This window comes from Streptomyces sp. NPDC001604 (assembly GCF_042893475.1).
Lineage (GTDB): Bacteria > Actinomycetota > Actinomycetes > Streptomycetales > Streptomycetaceae > Streptomyces.
The window spans coordinates 286,277-302,151 of the sequence record NZ_JBIAUY010000005.1; the positions used below are offsets into that span (position 1 = coordinate 286,277).

Here is a 15,875-nt window from a genome sequence, read left to right on the forward strand (position 1 = left end):
ACCCGCTCCACCGCTGCCACCAGACGCCCCTCACGCACGAACGCGTCCGCGGCGGCCAGATCGGGCGCCAGGAACCGGTCCGGACCGGGGCCCTGCACCCCCGCCGCGCGTGCGGCCGTGATGGCGGCCTGCGAGGCGGGCGCCGGGGCCAGGCCCTCGCGGAGTTCGATGGCGCGGGTGGCGGCGTACAGCTCGATGGCGATCACCCGCGTGAGGTTGCCGACGGCGGTGCGCAGCTTGCGGGCGGCCGACCAGCCCATGGAGACGTGGTCCTCCTGCATGGCGGAGGAGGGGATCGAGTCCGCGGACGCCGGTACCGCCAGCCGCTTCATCTCGCTGACCAGCGCGGCCTGCGTGTACTGGGCGATCATCAGGCCCGAGTCGACACCCGCGTCGTCGGCCAGGAACGGCGGCAGGCCGTGGCTGCGGTTCTTGTCGAGCAGCCGGTCGGTGCGCCGCTCGGCGATCGAGGCGAGGTCGGCGGCGGCGATGGCGAGGAAGTCCAGGACGTACGCCACCGGGGCGCCGTGGAAGTTGCCGTTGGACTCGACGCGCCCGTCGGGCAGGACGACCGGGTTGTCCACGGCCGACGCCAGCTCGCGCTCGGCGACCAGCCTGGCGTGCGCCAAGGTGTCCCGTCCGGCGCCGGCGACCTGCGGGGCGCAGCGCACCGAGTAGGCGTCCTGGACGCGCGGCGCGTCGTCCTGGTGGTGCCCGGTGAGCTCCGAACCCTTCAGTACGGCCAGCATGTTGGCGGCGGAGGCGCCCTGCCCGGGGTGCGGGCGGATGGCGTGCAGCTCGGGGGCGAGCACCTTGTCCGTCCCGAGCAGCGCCTCGAGGGACAGGGCTGCCGTGATGTCGGCGGACTTGTAGAGGGCGTCCAGGTCGGCGAGGGCCATGACCAGCATGCCGAGCATGCCGTCGGTGCCGTTGAGAAGGGCGAGGCCCTCCTTCTCGCGCAGTTCGACGGGGGCGATCCCGTGCTCCGCAAGGAGCTCACCGGCAGGGCGCACGGCCCCGTCCGGTCCTTCCGCCTCCCCCTCGCCCATGAGCGTGAGGGCACAGTGGGACAGCGGCGCGAGGTCACCGGAGCAGCCGAGGGAGCCGTACTCGTGGACGACCGGGGTGATCCCGGCGTTGAGCACGTCGGCCATGGTCTGCGCGACCTCGGGCCGCACGCCCGTGTGCCCCGAGCAGACGGTCTTGAGCCGCAGGAACATCAGGGCCCGTACGACTTCCCGCTCCACCCGCGGCCCGAGGCCGGCGGCGTGCGAGCGGACGATGTTGCGCTGCAGCTGAGCGCGGAGTTCCGGGCTGATGTGCCGGGTCGCCAGGGCGCCGAAGCCGGTGCTGACGCCGTAGACGGGCTCGGGCTTGGCCGCCAGCGCATCCACGATCTCCCGGGCGGCGGCCAGGGCCGCCACCGCCTCCGCGGAGAGCTCGACCCGGGCACCGCCGCGCGCCACGGCAAGAACGTCGGACGCGGTCACCCCGGACGTCCCCACCACCACAGTGTGCATATCCATATTCAGGAGCGTACGCAGTGAAGACGAAGATGTCACTACTGGGTCGGCGGTACGCCCCTTACAGGAGGGTGCGCTTCGCCATGCCGGTCGGTACGTCTCGGCGCCGGTCCGGCATCTCAGCCCGTCATGGGGGTCCCCCCGCTCGAGCGAAGCCGAGAGCGGGGGAGTTTGCGGACGAGGCCGTTCAGGCCGACACGGGGGCCTGGGGGCGGAGCCCCCGGCACGTCACCCCGGCCGCCCCCGGAACCGCCGCCGCTCCGCGGCAACCTGCGGCGACGGCTCGTCGGCCAACCGCACCACCGGGTCGTCGGGCCCCGCCCGCCCAGCCACCACCGGGCTCGCCGCGCGGAGCGCCTTCGCCCGGTACTGGGCCGCGTCCGCCAGCCGGAACAGCCGCCGGGCCGACCGCACGGGCCCGATGGGATCCCCGGTGGAAGCGACCCCGCAGGCGACCCCGTCGCCGAGCTCCAACTCGGCGGCGCGGCGGCAGAGTTCGTCGGCCGCCTTGACGGCCTCCTCGGCGGACGGGCCGACGGAGAGCAGACAGAACTCGTCGCCGCCGAGGCGGGCGGCGAGCGTGCCGGGGAGCATCGCGCCGCACAGGGACAGGACGGAACCGAAGCGTTCCAGGAGGCGGTCGCCGACGGCGTGTCCCTGGGTGTCGTTGACGCGCTTGAGGCCGTTGAGGTCGCAGACCACGAGGCTGACCACCGTGCCGTCCGCGCGGTGCCGCTCGACGGCCTCGTCCAGCTTCGCATCGACGGCACGGCGGTTGGCGAGACCGGTGAGGGCGTCGGTGTAGGCGAGCCGCCTCACCTCCTCCAGCCGCTCCGCCTGGGCGATCCCGGCGGCGACGACGGCGGCCAGGACGGTCGCGAAGTCGGCGTCCTCCCGGTCGAAGACGGGCGCACCGGCGGGACGGGCCACGTAGAGCTCGCCCCACGCCCGCCCGTGCAGCACGATCGGGGCGACGACACAGCACCCGCGGCCCCGGCGGCGCAGCGCGGCGACCCGCTGGTGGAGGTACCCGGGGCGGCCGCCCGCCGCAGGCCCCTGCGCCGTCTCGACCCAGGCGTCGGGCTCGCCGCCGCCGGCCCACCGCTCGTGCAGGAACTCGGTGATCTCGGGGAACTGGTGCACGGGGTACGACTCGTCCTCCGGGAACTCCTCCTCGCCCTCGGCCCGCTCCCCCACGTTCGCGAGGACCCGCAGCCGGCCCAGCTCCCGCTCCCACACCGACAGGGCGGCGAAGCTCCCGCCGAGCGCACGGCACCCCCCGGCCGCCGCCGCCCGCCACGCCTCGCGCGAGCCGTGGGCCGCGGCCATGCCCTGCGCCAGCGAGACGACTGCTGCGAGACGTTTGTCCTCACCCATTACTCCAGGTTAGGGAGGTTTTGAGGGTTTCGGGACATTGGTGCGGCGGTGGGGTGACCTGCCGGGGCTCCGCCCCCAGGCCCCCGTATCGGCCTGAACGGCCTCGTCCTCAAACGCCGGACGGGCTCAAAGACAAGCCACTACTCCCCCGGCCACTCCGGCTTCCGCTTCTCGTTGAACGCCGCCACTCCTTCGGCCCGGTCCCCCGAGAACGCCACCGACCGCCATGCCGCGTCCTCGACCTCCAGACCGGCCCGCAGGTCGAGCCCGTGCCCCAGGCGCAGTGCGCGCTTGGCGGCCCGCAGGCCGACCGGGGAGTTCGCCGCGATGCGTGCGGCCAGCTCCAGCGCCGCCTCGCGGTCGCGTCCCTCCTCCACCAGCTCGTCCACGAGCCCCAACTCCCGTGCCTCCGCGGCCTGCAGACGCCGTGCGGTGAAGATGAGCTCGGCCGCCCGCGCCGCCCCCACCCGCCGCGGCAGCAGCTGCGTGCCGCCACCACCCGGGATGACTCCGACGGACACCTCCGGCAGCCCCACCACCGCCGTACGGTCGGCCACGATCAGGTCGCACGACAGTGCCAGCTCGAAGCCCCCGCCCAGGGCGAACCCGTGCACCGCTGCGATCGTCGGCACCGGCAGCTCCAGGACCCCGGTGTAGGCGGCCCGCGCGACGGGCCGCTGCCGGAGCAGCTCGGCGTCGGTGAAGGAGTTGCGCTCCTTGAGGTCGGCCCCGACACAGAACGCCCGCTCGTGCGTGGACGTCACCACGACCACGCGTACGTCACGGTCCGCGGCGAGTGCCGTGCAGGCCGCGGCGATCGACCGCGCCATCTCGCTCGACACCGCGTTCATGGCCTTGGGCCGGTCGAGGACGAGTTCCGCGACATGCCGGACGTCCCCGACACCCTCGTCGTCGTGTCGCCGCACCACGACGAACTCCCCGAACCGCTCCTCGCCCATGACACCCTCCGGTTAACGCGGGTTAACAACCGTCGGCCCGATCATTGCAGGGTTTCGTTCCGTTGTCCCCGTTCGGGTGACATCCCGCCCAACTCCCGCCACACCGCCCACGGGAGCGCATACGGTGCGTCCGCCACGGCGCACAGGGGAGCGCGGGCGCAAAGGGGGAGGGGACACGATGACGGTGACGGCGGAAACACCGATGAGGCGCGGACGCCATCGCAGGCCCCGCCCCCGCAAACTGCTGTTCGCCGTCAGCGGCCTGGCCCTGGCCGCGGGCGCGCTGAGCCTCGTACGGGTGGCACCGGATTCGGGAAGCGCGGGTCTCGGAACCACGGAGGCGGACCCCCGTCAGGACCCGGCCACCGACACCGACCAGTCGACCACCACCGTCGCCGCCGCGGAGACCGCACCCCGGGTGAGCCCATCGGCGACGTACGCAATGGGCGGGGCGAGCACGACACCGACTGCGCCTTCCACCCTCGTACAGCCCGAAAAGGCAGCCCCGTCACCGAGTGTGGCGCCCACTACGGGCACCACAACCATCCCGGTCACACCGAACACCCCGGCACCTACGACCCCTCACCAGCCGCCTGCGACACAGACTGCCGCCCCACGCCCGACACCCGACCGGACCACACCCCCGCCCGCCCCACAGCCGGGCGAGACGCACGAGCCGGGCCTGTGCGTACCGGTCATCGGCCTGTGCACGGACCCGCTGGACGCGCCCTGAAGGGGCGCGGGAACTGCGCGACCAGCCACGACCAAGCCGCAGACGAAAAACAGCCCCCGCGGCGAAGCCGCACATCAGGCTCACCCGGCGGGTTGCTCACCCCCGCCGGGTGAGCAACCAAGGCTCCACCACACCAAGCCCTCGCACCGGCCGCTGCCACATCGGCTGCAGCGCGAACCGGTACACCGGCGGCTCCTCGCCCTCCTTCTCCGCCGCGGCAGCCGCTTCGGCCGCCTCGGCCTCGGAGGCCGGTGCCTCCCCGGTGCGGATCAGCTCCTGGGCGAAGTCGGCGTCGACCAGCACGGCGTCCCGCGGGGCTATCGACGTCAGCCGGGAGGCGAGATTCACCGTCGTACCGAAGACATCGCCCATACGAGTGGTCACCGTGCCGAAGGCGATGCCGACGCGCAGCTCGGGCATCGTCTCGTCGTTCGCCATGGTCTCTATGAGACGCAGCGCGATCTCGGCGGCGATCCCGGCGTCGTCGGCCGCGTAGAGCACCTCGTCGCCCAGCGTCTTGACCAGTCGGCCACCGTGCGCGGCGACCAGGTCGGCCGCGGTGGTCTCGAAGGCCTCGACGAGTTCGCCGAGTTCCTCCTCCTCCATACGGCGGGTGAGGCGGGTGAAGCCCACCAGGTCCGCGAAGCCGACGGCCAGGCGCCGGTCGACCATCTCCTCGTCGTCGGCGGCCTGCACCACCCGCCCGGCGGAGGCGGCGAGCTGGCGCCGCCAGACGTAGACGAGGAACTCCTCCAGCTCGGGCAGGAGCAGTTCGACGATCGGGTACGTCACCTCGGTGCGCGTCATCCCCGGCTCCGGGGGCTCGGTGAGGCCCTCCAGGAAGGAGTCGATCTGCCACTCGGCGAGCCGGGCGGTGGTCTGCCCGGTGGAGCGGGCCACCTGCACCGCCATCGCCTCGCTCAGCAGCCCGGCCTCGACGAGGCCGGACAGGCGGCGCAGCGCGAGTACGTCGGCCTCGGTGAGCGCCTTGGCCTGCCCGATGTCGGCGAAGCCCATGGCCCGCCAGAAGCGGGTGGCCAGCTCCACCGAGACGCCTGCGCTGCGGGCCGCCTGAAAGGGGGTGTAGCGCCGCTCCGCGCCGAGGATCAGGTGCTCGAGACGCAGGGCGAGCGGGTCCTCGCCGGGATCGGCGGCGTGGGGGTCCACCCGGCCGTCCGCGCCCGTGCCGGAGCCCGTGTCGTCGACGGTCACGCCTGCTGCCCTTCCGATCTGCCACGGTCAGGTATCGACCGGCCTCAACTGTACGGCAGGTGTGCGGTAGCTCACTCCGTTCGGGGACCGGGAGGGGCGGTCACCCCTGAGCCGGCCGCAAGTGAACGACGTCTCCCGCACCCACTGGTTCCTGCACCCCGTCCGCCGTGGCGATCACCAGCCTTCCGTCGCCGTCCACCGCCACCGCCTCCCCGGTGATCGAACGGTCACCCGGCAGCTCCGCACGCACCGTCCTGCCCAGCGTCGCGCAGCCCGCCGCGTACGTCTCCTGCAAGCCGCTGACCGACGGATCGCCGCCCGCGTCGCGCCAGCGCCCGTACCACTCCTCCAGGGACCGCAGCATGGCCCTGAGCAGGGGGTCGCGGTCGGTGCTCACCGCTCCGGCGAGGAGCAGCGAGCCCGCCTGCGGCACCGGCAGCTCGTCCTCCCGCAGCGTGACGTTGATGCCGACCCCGATGACGACCCCGTCGTCCCCGGCCCGCTCGGCGAGGATGCCGCCGGCCTTGCGTTCCTCGCCGCCGATGGAAACAAGCAGGTCGTTGGGCCACTTGAGTGCCGTGTCGACGCCCGCGGAGCGGGACAGGCCGGTCGCCACGGCGACCCCGGTGAGCAGCGGCAGCCAGCCCCAGCGGGCGACCGGCACCTCGGCCGGTTTCAGCAGCACGGAGAAGAAGAGGCCCGAGCGGGCCGGTGCCGTCCACCGGCGGTCCAGGCGGCCCCGCCCGGAGGTCTGCTCCTCGGCGACCAGGACGTACCCCTCGCCCGCCTTGCCCGCGCCCGCCAGGGCCACCAGGTCGGAGTTGGTGGAGCCGGTGCTGCGCACCACCTCCACCTCGCGCCACAGCCCGCCCTCCTGCACGAGCCCGCGCCGCAGCGCGGTGGCGTTGAGCGGAGGCCGGTCCAGGTCGGACCAGCGGCTGTCGTCTGAAGCATCTCGCGGCGTCATGCAAGCCACCCTAGGTGTGTGAAACGCCGCACTGCTGATTCGTAGCGCCACCACTACTCTACGGATGAGTAACCGTCCCCCCTTTTGAGCAGGCAGGGAGCCGCGATCCCGATGTCCGAGCCGGAAGAGATCGATATCCACACCACCGCGGGCAAGCTCGCGGATCTCCAGCGTCGTATCGAGGAAGCGACGCACGCCGGCTCCGCACGCGCCGTCGAAAAACAGCACGCCAAGGGCAAGCTGACGGCCCGTGAGCGGATTGAGCTCCTCCTCGACGAGGGTTCCTTCGTCGAGCTGGACGAGTTCGCCCGGCACCGCTCGACGAACTTCGGCCTGGAGAACAACCGCCCGTACGGGGACGGCGTGGTGACCGGTTACGGCACCGTCGACGGCCGCCCGGTCGCGGTCTTCTCGCAGGACTTCACCGTGTTCGGCGGCGCCCTCGGCGAGGTCTACGGCCAGAAGATCGTCAAGGTCATGGACTTCGCGCTGAAGACCGGCTGTCCGGTCATCGGCATCAACGACTCCGGCGGCGCCCGCATCCAGGAGGGAGTCGCCTCCCTCGGCGCGTACGGCGAGATCTTCCGCCGCAACACGCACGCCAGCGGTGTCATCCCGCAGATCAGCCTGGTCGTCGGCCCCTGCGCGGGCGGCGCGGTCTACTCCCCCGCGATCACCGACTTCACGGTCATGGTCGACCAGACCTCGCACATGTTCATCACCGGGCCTGACGTCATCAAGACGGTCACCGGCGAGGACGTCGGCTTCGAGGAACTGGGCGGCGCCCGGACCCACAACTCCACCTCCGGCGTGGCCCACCACATGGCCGGCGACGAGAAGGACGCCATCGAGTACGTCAAGCAGCTGCTGTCGTACCTGCCGTCCAACAACCTCTCCGAGGCCCCGGTCTTCCCGGAGGAGGCGGACCTGGCGGTCACCGCCGAGGACCTCGAGCTGGACGCGATCGTGCCGGACAGCGCGAACCAGCCGTACGACATGCACACGGTGATCGAACACGTCCTGGACGACGCCGAGTTCTTCGAGACGCAGCCGCTGTTCGCGCCGAACATCCTCACCGGGTTCGGGCGGGTGGAGGGCCACCCGGTCGGCATCGTCGCCAACCAGCCGATGCAGTTCGCGGGTTGCCTCGACATCGACGCGAGCGAGAAGGCGGCGCGCTTCGTGCGCACCTGCGACGCCTTCAACATCCCGGTCATCACCTTCGTCGACGTGCCGGGCTTCCTCCCGGGCGTCGACCAGGAGCACACCGGCATCATCCGCCGCGGCGCCAAGCTGATCTACGCCTACGCCGAGGCGACCGTCCCGCTGATCACGGTCATCACCCGAAAGGCCTTCGGCGGCGCCTACGACGTCATGGGCTCCAAGCACCTCGGCGCGGACCTCAACCTCGCCTGGCCGACCGCCCAGATCGCCGTCATGGGCGCCCAGGGCGCGGTCAACATCCTGCACCGCCGCACCATCGCGGAGGCGGAGGCAGCCGGAGACGTGGAGGCGACCCGCGCCCGTCTGATCCAGGAGTACGAGGACGCCCTCCTCAACCCCTACATCGCGGCCGAGCGCGGCTACATCGACTCGGTGATCATGCCGTCCGACACCCGCCGGCACGTCGTACGCGGCCTGCGTCAGCTGCGCACCAAGCGGGAATCCCTGCCCCCGAAGAAGCACGGCAACATCCCCCTCTAGGAGCCGCCATGACGATCAAGGTCGTACGGGGCAACCCGACCCCGGAGGAGCTGGCCGCCGCCCTGGCGGTGGTCCGAGCCCGCGCCGCGGCGGAGGCATCGGTCCCGCCGGGCGCGACACGGGACAGGGACTCCTGGTCGGACCCGGCCCGGATCGCCTCCCACCGCCTGCCCCAGCCGGGCCCGGCGGCCTGGAGCCGTACTTACTGGCCGGCGTAACGGCTTTTTGCTTTTGGCTTTCAGGGGCGCGGGGAACTGCGCGTTCTCAGGGGCGCGGGGAACTGCGCATCTTTTGAGGGGCGCGGGGAACTGCGCGACCAGCCCCCACCGGCCCGCAGCCGGCAACAAGCCGACTGCGGGCCAAAAACTTGAGTACGCGTACTCAGGCACCGCCCCCCGCCCCAGCCCCACGCTGGTGGCATGCTGTGGTCCGACCCTGAGAACGAGCCCCCCAAAGAACTCCGCGACATGCAGGAGATGCTGCGGCGGCTCGGCCTCCTCATGGCGTTGGCCATGATCCTCGCGATGGTCGTGATCGGCCTGAGGTGACCCCACGGCCGCATCGATGTGCGGCTCCGCCGCGTGGCACCGCGCGGCTACGCTGACCGCATGACAGACGCGCCCCGCCGCCTCATCCTGGCCTCCCAGTCCCCCGCCCGGCTGAACCTCCTGCGCCAGGCAGGCCTCACACCGGAGGTGATCGTCAGCGGCGTGGACGAGGACGCCGTGACCGCCCCCACCCCCTCCGAGCTCGCCCTCGCCCTCGCGGAGGCCAAGGCTTCCGTCGTCGCCGCCCGGCCGGAGGCACACGGCGCCCTGGTGATCGGCTGCGACTCCGTGCTGGAGCTGGACGACCAGGCCCTGGGCAAGCCCGCGGACGCCGAGGAGGCCACGGCCCGCTGGAAGTCGATGCGCGGCCGGACGGGCATCCTGCAGACGGGGCACTGCGTCTGGGACACGACGAACAAGCGGTACGCGTCCGGCACCGCCTCCACCGTCGTCCGCTTCGGCGACCCCTCCGACGAGGAGATCGCCGCCTACGTCGCCTCCGGCGAACCCCTCCATGTCGCGGGGGCGTTCACGCTCGACGGCCGCAGCGCGCCGTTCATCGAGGGCATCGACGGCGACCACGGCAATGTGATCGGCATCAGCCTGCCCCTCGTCCGCCGGCTCCTCGCCCAGCTGGGCGTCGGCATCACGGAGCTGTGGGCGCCGGCGGAGAGCTGACGGGGGACTCCCCCTCGCCCTTGCTGCCACCGTCGCTCTCGGGGCCGGGGGCGGGGGGCGGGACCGCGTCGGTGGGTTCGGCCGGGCTGTCGTACGTCATCAGGAGCAGCACGATGAGGGCGAGCACGACCACCATGAACAGGAACGCGGTCCAGCCCACCAGCCCCCACACGAAGGCCCCCAGCAGCCCGTGCACGACCGCGGCGCTGATCAGCAGGATGCGCCCGAAGCCGGCCGGCGGGCGGTTGCGGATCGCCACGAGGAGCGCGACCAGGCCGCACAGGGCGAAGTAGAGACCGAAGACGACGCCGCCGACCTTCGAGGAAGCCGACATCACGTCGGGGTCGAGGCCGGCCAGTGACATGTCCTGCCGGTCGACGACGACCCCCAGGAACCAGTTCAGCGCCGCGATGCCGAACCCCTCCACGAAGAGCACGACCGCCACGACCCACGCCACCGGTCTGCGCACCACCGGGCCCCACCCACTTTCGACTGCCGCCCGAGGGGGTCGGCCGAGGCTGCTGCTACCTCGAGTACGTACGAGACATCGCGAACGCTACTAACGGGTAAACCTCGGGACAAGGGTTCTGCGGGCGGCAAAGATTCGTTGGGCCATTCGTAGGGACTCCACAAAGAAACGGAGTGGCCCGCAGCACGCTCTCACAGAGACCTTGACCACATGGGAGAGCTAGGGTTTCCGGGAGGAGTCCTGCGTACCGAGGTGCGACAAGGGATTTCGCGGGTCGAGCAAGCCTCGCATCACGCTCCGTGTGGGCAAGCTCACCACTGGGGACGGGTCGTAGTGCCGTGTAGCCAGTCCCTAAACTCGGCTTGTTTCAAGGAGGGAGCCTCAATCGTGCGCAAGGTGCTCATCGCCAACCGTGGCGAAATCGCTGTCCGCGTGGCCCGGGCCTGTCGGGACGCCGGGATCGCGAGCGTGGCCGTCTACGCGGACCCGGACCGCGACGCTCTGCATGTCCGCGCCGCGGACGAGGCGTTCGCCCTGGGCGGTGACACCCCGGCGACCAGTTACCTGGTGATCGACAAGATCCTGAACGCGGCGCGCGAGTCCGGCGCGGACGCCGTCCACCCCGGATACGGCTTCCTCTCCGAGAACGCCGACTTCGCGCAGGCCGTCCTGGACGCCGGGCTGATCTGGATCGGCCCGCCCCCGCAGGCCATCCGCGACCTCGGCGACAAGGTCGCCGCCCGGCACATCGCCCAGCGCGCCGGCGCCCCCCTGGTGGCCGGCACCCCCGACCCGGTCTCGGGTGCGGAGGAGGTCGTCGCCTTCGCCGAGGAGCACGGTCTGCCGATCGCCATCAAGGCCGCCTTCGGTGGTGGCGGGCGCGGTCTGAAGGTCGCCCGCACCCTCGAAGAGGTGCCCGAGCTCTACGATTCCGCGGTGCGCGAGGCCGTGGCCGCCTTCGGCCGCGGCGAGTGCTTCGTGGAGCGCTACCTGGACAAGCCGCGGCACGTGGAGACCCAGTGCCTGGCCGACCAGCACGGCAACGTGGTCGTCGTCTCCACCCGTGACTGCTCGCTGCAGCGCCGCCACCAGAAGCTGGTCGAGGAGGCCCCGGCGCCGTTCCTCTCCGACGAGCAGGTCGCCGAGCTGTACTCGTCCTCCAAGGCCATCCTCAAGGAGGCCGGCTACGTCGGCGCCGGCACCGTGGAGTTCCTCGTCGGCAACGACGGCACGATCTCGTTCCTCGAGGTCAACACCCGCCTCCAGGTCGAGCACCCGGTCACCGAGGAGGTCGCCGGCATCGACCTGGTCCGCGAGATGTTCCGCATCGCCGACGGCGAGGAACTCGGCTACGGCGACCCCGAGCTGCGCGGCCACTCCTTCGAGTTCCGCATCAACGGCGAGGACCCGGGCCGCAACTTCCTCCCGGCCCCCGGTACCGTCACCACCTTCGCCCCGCCGTCCGGCCCGGGCGTGCGCCTGGACGCGGGTGTCGAGTCCGGCAGCGTCATCGGCCCGGCCTGGGACTCCCTGCTCGCCAAGCTGATCGTCACGGGCGCCACCCGTGAGCAGGCCCTGCAGCGCGCGGCCCGCGCCCTGGAGGAGTTCCAGGTCGAGGGCATGGCGACGGCGATCCCCTTCCACCGTGCGGTGGTCAAGGACCCGGCGTTCGCCCCCGAACTCACCGGATCCGCCGAGCCGTTCACGGTCCACACCCGCTGGATCGAGACCGAGTTCGTCAACGAGATCCCCGCGTTCGCCGCCCCGGCCGAGGCCGAGGCCGAGGAGGACACGGACCGCGAGACGATCGTCGTCGAGGTCGGCGGCAAGCGGCTGGAGGTCTCCCTGCCGTCCTCGCTGGGCATGTCCCTGGCCCGCACCGGCCTCGCGGCCGGCGCCAAGCCGAAGCGCCGCGCCGCCAAGAAGTCCGGCCCGGTCGCCTCCGGCGACACCCTCGCCTCGCCGATGCAGGGCACGATCGTCAAGGTCGCCGTCGAGGAGGGCCAGGAGGTCAAGGAGGGCGACCTGGTCGTCGTCCTGGAGGCGATGAAGATGGAACAGCCGCTGAACGCACACAAGTCCGGCACCATCAAGGGCCTGTCCGCCGACGTCGGCGCGTCCGTCAGCTCCGGCGCCCCGATCTGCGAGATCAAGGACTGACCGGGCTCAGGCACTGACACAGCACGGTCGTCCGGTACGACATCCCGAGGCGCCCGGCGGACTGAAGCAGTCAGTCCGCCGGGCGCCTCGTCTTCGCCCGTTGCGATGGCATGCTGGAGGCGGGCCGGGGCTCGCGCGAGAGCAGGTGGGAGGCATCGTGGGCACGACGTCGGCGGGGACCGCGGCGAACGGCGGCACAGAGGTGACGCCGACGCCCCCGCGCGTCATGCGTGCCGACGCCCGCCGCAACTACGAGCGGCTGCTCACCGAGGCCCGCGCCGCCTTCGCCGCGCACGGCACGGACGCGTCCCTGGAGGACGTGGCCCGGCGCGCGGGCGTCGGCATCGGCACGCTGTACCGTCACTTCCCCAACCGTCACGCCCTGTTGAGCGCCGTCTTCGAGGAAGCGGTGAGCGACCTCCTGGACCGCTCCCACGAACTCCTGCACGCCTCCGAGCCGTGCACGGCCCTGGTGACCTGGCTGCGCGAGATCATCACCCATGCCGGCGAGTACCGCGGCCTGGCCCTGGCCCTCATGTCCGTGAGCTCCGACACCACCTCGGCCCTGGCCAGCTGCAGCACCCCGATGCACGAGGCGGGCGCCGCCCTGCTGAGGCGCGCGCAGCAAGCAGGCAAGGTCCGCGAGGACGTCACCATCACCGACCTCCTCCAGCTCACCAACGCCATCGCACTGGCGGCAGAAGAGTCCCCGGGAGACCCGAACTTGGCAGACCGCTTGCTGACCCTCACCCTGCGGGGGCTGAAAGCCACCGGTTGAGGTTTTCAGGGGCGCGGGGCTGTATCAATATGCGGCTCCGCCGCGTGGGCGCGACAAGCCACGTCCGACCCGCAGCCGCCCGGTGACACCAACCCCTACGGCGAATAGGCGAACAACCTAACGCCGCCGCAGATCCGCCACCCGAGCCCGCTCCCGCTCCCCCCCGGAGGGATCAAGCATCGCCGCCGTCCGGAGGCCGGAGGCCGGCTGCCCGCGCCGCGGCCCCGGCAGGGCCACGTCCCGGCGCGCCTGCCGTGGGGGGACGGAATCACCGCCCGAATTCCCCGAGGTCCCGGCCACAGCGATCTGCACGCCCTGGTCGGCGAGCGCCTGCAACTCCGTGCCGGCGCGATCGTCATGCACCGGCGGCTCATCGGTCACCAGCCGGGTGATCACATCCGTGGGCACGGTCTGGAACATCGTGTCCGTACCGAGCTTGGTGTGATCGGCGAGCACGACGACCTCCGCGGCCGCCTGCACCAGCGCCCGGTCCACGGACGCCGACAGCATGTTGGACGTGGACAGCCCGCGCTCGGCGGTGAGCCCGCTCCCGGACAGGAACGCACGGGACACCCTGAGCCCCTGCAGTGACTGCTCGGCGCCGCTGCCCACGAGGGCGTAGTTGGAGCCGCGCAGGGTGCCGCCGGTCATCACGACCTCCACGCGGTTGGCATGGGCCAACGCCTGGGCGACCAGCAGCGAGTTGGTGACGACCGTCAGCCCGGGGATCCGGGCGAGCCGGCGGGCCAGCTCCTGGGTGGTGGTACCCGCCCCGACCACGATGGCCTCGCCCTCTTCCACGAAGTTGGCGGCGAGGTCGGCGATGGCCGTCTTCTCGGCGGTCGCGAGATGTGACTTCTGCGGAAAGCCGGACTCCCGCGTGAACCCGCCCGGCAGTACCGCACCGCCGTGCCGGCGGTCGAGGAGTCCTTCTGCCTCCAGTGCGCGCACGTCCCGCCGTACGGTCACTTCGGAGGTCTGGACGACGCGGGCGAGCTCACGGAGCGACACGGCCCCGTTCGCTCGCACCATTTCGAGGATCAATTGGCGACGTTCTGCAGCGAACACGAAACTGACAGTAACCCCAACGACCGTCTGGTTTCAGCTGTTTGCGCCGAATAGCAGAAGTTGTTCGCACAGGAGGGCGGGAAGTGGTATAGGGCCTACCCGCCCCGCCTATGCCGTACGCATGCTCGACAACTCCCTGTGACCAGCGAGGAGTCGGTTTCGGCCGTCAGACCTCGCCGCCGGTCTTGCGGGTGTGGAGCTGCCGGGCGACCTCCGCGATCGACCCCGAAAGGGAGGGATACACGGTGAACGCGTTCGCGATCTGTTCGACCGTCAGATTGTTGTCGACGGCGATCGAGATCGGATGGATCAGTTCCGAGGCGCGCGGGGACACGACCACACCGCCGACCACGATGCCCGTGCCCGGACGGCAGAAAAGCTTCACGAAGCCGTCGCGGATGCCCTGCATCTTGGCGCGCGGGTTGCGCAGGAGCGGGAGTTTGACCACCCGGGCGTCGATCTTGCCCGCGTCGACGTCGGCCTGTGTGTAACCGACGGTCGCGATCTCCGGGTCGGTGAAGACGTTGGACGAGACGGTCTTCAGGTTCAGCGGGGCCACCGCGTCGCCGAGGAAGTGGTACATGGCGATACGGCCCTGCATGGCGGCCACGGAGGCGAGGGCGAAGACGCCCGTCACGTCTCCGGCGGCGTACACACCGGGAGCGGTCGTGCGGGAGACCTTGTCGGTCCAGATGTGCCCGGACTCGCGCAGCTTGACGCCGGCCTCCTCCAGGCCCATGCCCTCGCTGTTGGGGATGGCGCCGACCGCCATCAGGCAGTGGCTGCCGGTGATGACACGGCCGTCGGAGAGGGTGACCTCGACGCGGTCGCCGACCCGCTTGGCGGCGGCCGCGCGGGAACGGGCCATGACGTTCATGCCGCGGCGCCGGAAGACGTCCTCGAGGACGGCGGCGGCGTCCGGGTCCTCACCCGGCAGCACCCGGTCCCGGGAGGAGACCAGGGTGACCTTGGAGCCGAGGGCCTGGTAGGCACCGGCGAACTCGGCGCCGGTGACACCGGAGCCGACCACGATGAGCTCCTCGGGAAGCTCGTTCAGGTCGTACACCTGCGTCCAGTTGAGGATGCGCTCGCCGTCGGGCTGGGCGTCGGGCACCTCGCGCGGGTGGCCGCCGGTCGCGATGAGCACGGCGTCGGCGGTGAGGGTCTCCTCGGTGCCGTCGGCGGCGGAGACGATCACCTTGCGGGAGCCGTCGAGGGCCTGCATGCCCTCCAGGCGTCCGCGGCCGCGCATGACCCGGGCGCCGGCACGGGTGACGGAGGCGGTGATGTCGTGGGACTGAGCGAGGGCGAGCCGCTTCACCCGGCGGTTGACCTTGCCGAGGTCCACGCCGACCACCCGGGCCGCCTGCTCCAGCGGCGGGGTGTCGTCGGCGACGATGATGCCGAGTTCCTCGTACGACGAATCGAAGGTGGTCATCACCTCGGCCGTAGCGATAAGGGTCTTCGACGGCACGCAGTCGGTCAGCACCGACGCCCCGCCCAGACCGTCGCAGTCGACGACGGTCACCTCCGCGCCGAGCTGGGCGGCCACCAGGGCCGCCTCGTATCCGCCGGGTCCGCCACCGATGATCACGATCCGAGTCACGTACCCCATTGTCCCGCACCGTTCAAGGTGCTACTGCCCGGGGGGCGGGGCAATGGGTTGGCAAGGGGCCGCTGATACGTCAGGGGCCCGTGG

The 15,875-nt window shown here is 71.6% G+C and carries 15 protein-coding genes; 7 read left to right on the forward strand and 8 right to left on the reverse strand.

The features are described 5' to 3' along the window. The 3 genes from hutH to ACFY1E_RS17260 form a co-directional block, all read right to left on the reverse strand. Positions 1–1,520 (reverse strand): histidine ammonia-lyase (hutH, locus tag ACFY1E_RS17250; protein WP_389076957.1); only part of this gene is annotated, 1,520 nt, incomplete at its 3' end. 231 nt (positions 1,521–1,751) lie between these two features. Further along, complete coding sequence (locus ACFY1E_RS17255) at positions 1,752–2,900, reverse strand: diguanylate cyclase domain-containing protein (protein ID WP_389076509.1); 1,149 nt, start codon at positions 2,898–2,900, stop codon at positions 1,752–1,754. Between the two features lie 140 nt (positions 2,901–3,040). After that, positions 3,041–3,859 (reverse strand): enoyl-CoA hydratase/isomerase family protein, encoded by an 819-nt coding sequence (locus tag ACFY1E_RS17260; protein WP_389076511.1) that lies wholly within the window; start codon positions 3,857–3,859, stop codon positions 3,041–3,043. A 202-nt stretch (positions 3,860–4,061) separates the two neighbouring features. Between ACFY1E_RS17260 and ACFY1E_RS17265 the strand changes: the two genes are divergently transcribed. Next, entirely contained in the window at positions 4,062–4,592 is a 531-nt protein-coding gene (locus ACFY1E_RS17265; protein ID WP_389076512.1) for a hypothetical protein, read from the forward strand. Positions 4,593–4,688: 96 nt separating this feature from the next. On the opposite strand, the gene ACFY1E_RS17270 is transcribed toward ACFY1E_RS17265, so the two are convergent. Both ACFY1E_RS17270 and ACFY1E_RS17275 read right to left on the reverse strand, forming a co-directional pair. After that, positions 4,689–5,804: an adenylate/guanylate cyclase domain-containing protein gene (locus ACFY1E_RS17270; RefSeq protein ID WP_115906251.1), complete on the reverse strand. Its 1,116-nt coding sequence runs from the start codon at positions 5,802–5,804 to the stop codon at positions 4,689–4,691. 100 nt (positions 5,805–5,904) lie between these two features. After that, the gene (locus ACFY1E_RS17275; protein WP_389076514.1) at positions 5,905–6,771 is read right to left on the reverse strand and encodes a biotin--[acetyl-CoA-carboxylase] ligase; all 867 of its coding nucleotides are present in this window, start codon (positions 6,769–6,771) and stop codon (positions 5,905–5,907) included. A 111-nt stretch (positions 6,772–6,882) separates the two neighbouring features. Here ACFY1E_RS17275 and ACFY1E_RS17280 point away from each other — a divergent pair, with 111 nt between their 5' ends. From ACFY1E_RS17280 to ACFY1E_RS17295, 4 genes are all read left to right on the forward strand, one after another. Then, complete coding sequence (locus tag ACFY1E_RS17280) at positions 6,883–8,475, forward strand: acyl-CoA carboxylase subunit beta (RefSeq protein WP_389076516.1); 1,593 nt, start codon at positions 6,883–6,885, stop codon at positions 8,473–8,475. Between the two features lie 8 nt (positions 8,476–8,483). Then, a complete protein-coding gene (locus tag ACFY1E_RS17285) occupies positions 8,484–8,693 on the forward strand; it encodes an acyl-CoA carboxylase epsilon subunit (RefSeq protein WP_389076517.1) in 210 nt (69 codons plus the stop codon). A 201-nt stretch (positions 8,694–8,894) separates the two neighbouring features. Beyond that, the gene (gene mmpB, locus ACFY1E_RS17290) at positions 8,895–9,023 is read left to right on the forward strand and encodes a morphogenic membrane protein MmpB (RefSeq protein WP_344404440.1); all 129 of its coding nucleotides are present in this window, start codon (positions 8,895–8,897) and stop codon (positions 9,021–9,023) included. Between the two features lie 60 nt (positions 9,024–9,083). After that, positions 9,084–9,701: a Maf family protein gene (locus tag ACFY1E_RS17295; RefSeq protein WP_389076519.1), complete on the forward strand. Its 618-nt coding sequence runs from the start codon at positions 9,084–9,086 to the stop codon at positions 9,699–9,701. On the opposite strand, the gene ACFY1E_RS17300 is transcribed toward ACFY1E_RS17295, so the two are convergent. Further along, entirely contained in the window at positions 9,670–10,173 is a 504-nt protein-coding gene (locus ACFY1E_RS17300; protein ID WP_389076521.1) for a hypothetical protein, read from the reverse strand. The two genes, ACFY1E_RS17295 and ACFY1E_RS17300, sit on opposite strands and share 32 nt — an antisense overlap. 384 nt (positions 10,174–10,557) lie before the next feature. On the opposite strand from ACFY1E_RS17300, the gene ACFY1E_RS17305 reads away from it, so the two are divergent. After that, positions 10,558–12,330: an acetyl/propionyl/methylcrotonyl-CoA carboxylase subunit alpha gene (locus ACFY1E_RS17305; RefSeq protein WP_389076523.1), complete on the forward strand. Its 1,773-nt coding sequence runs from the start codon at positions 10,558–10,560 to the stop codon at positions 12,328–12,330. A 226-nt stretch (positions 12,331–12,556) separates the two neighbouring features. After that, positions 12,557–13,108: a TetR/AcrR family transcriptional regulator gene (locus tag ACFY1E_RS17310; protein WP_389076958.1), complete on the forward strand. Its 552-nt coding sequence runs from the start codon at positions 12,557–12,559 to the stop codon at positions 13,106–13,108. Between the two features lie 117 nt (positions 13,109–13,225). Here the strand turns inward: ACFY1E_RS17310 and ACFY1E_RS17315 are convergent, their stop codons facing one another. Beyond that, the gene (locus ACFY1E_RS17315; RefSeq protein ID WP_389076525.1) at positions 13,226–14,176 is read right to left on the reverse strand and encodes a DeoR/GlpR family DNA-binding transcription regulator; all 951 of its coding nucleotides are present in this window, start codon (positions 14,174–14,176) and stop codon (positions 13,226–13,228) included. A 166-nt stretch (positions 14,177–14,342) separates the two neighbouring features. Further along, positions 14,343–15,791, reverse strand: coding sequence for an NAD(P)H-quinone dehydrogenase (locus tag ACFY1E_RS17320; RefSeq protein WP_115906258.1), 1,449 nt, complete (start codon positions 15,789–15,791; stop codon positions 14,343–14,345). Positions 15,792–15,875: the final 84 nt, after the last annotated feature.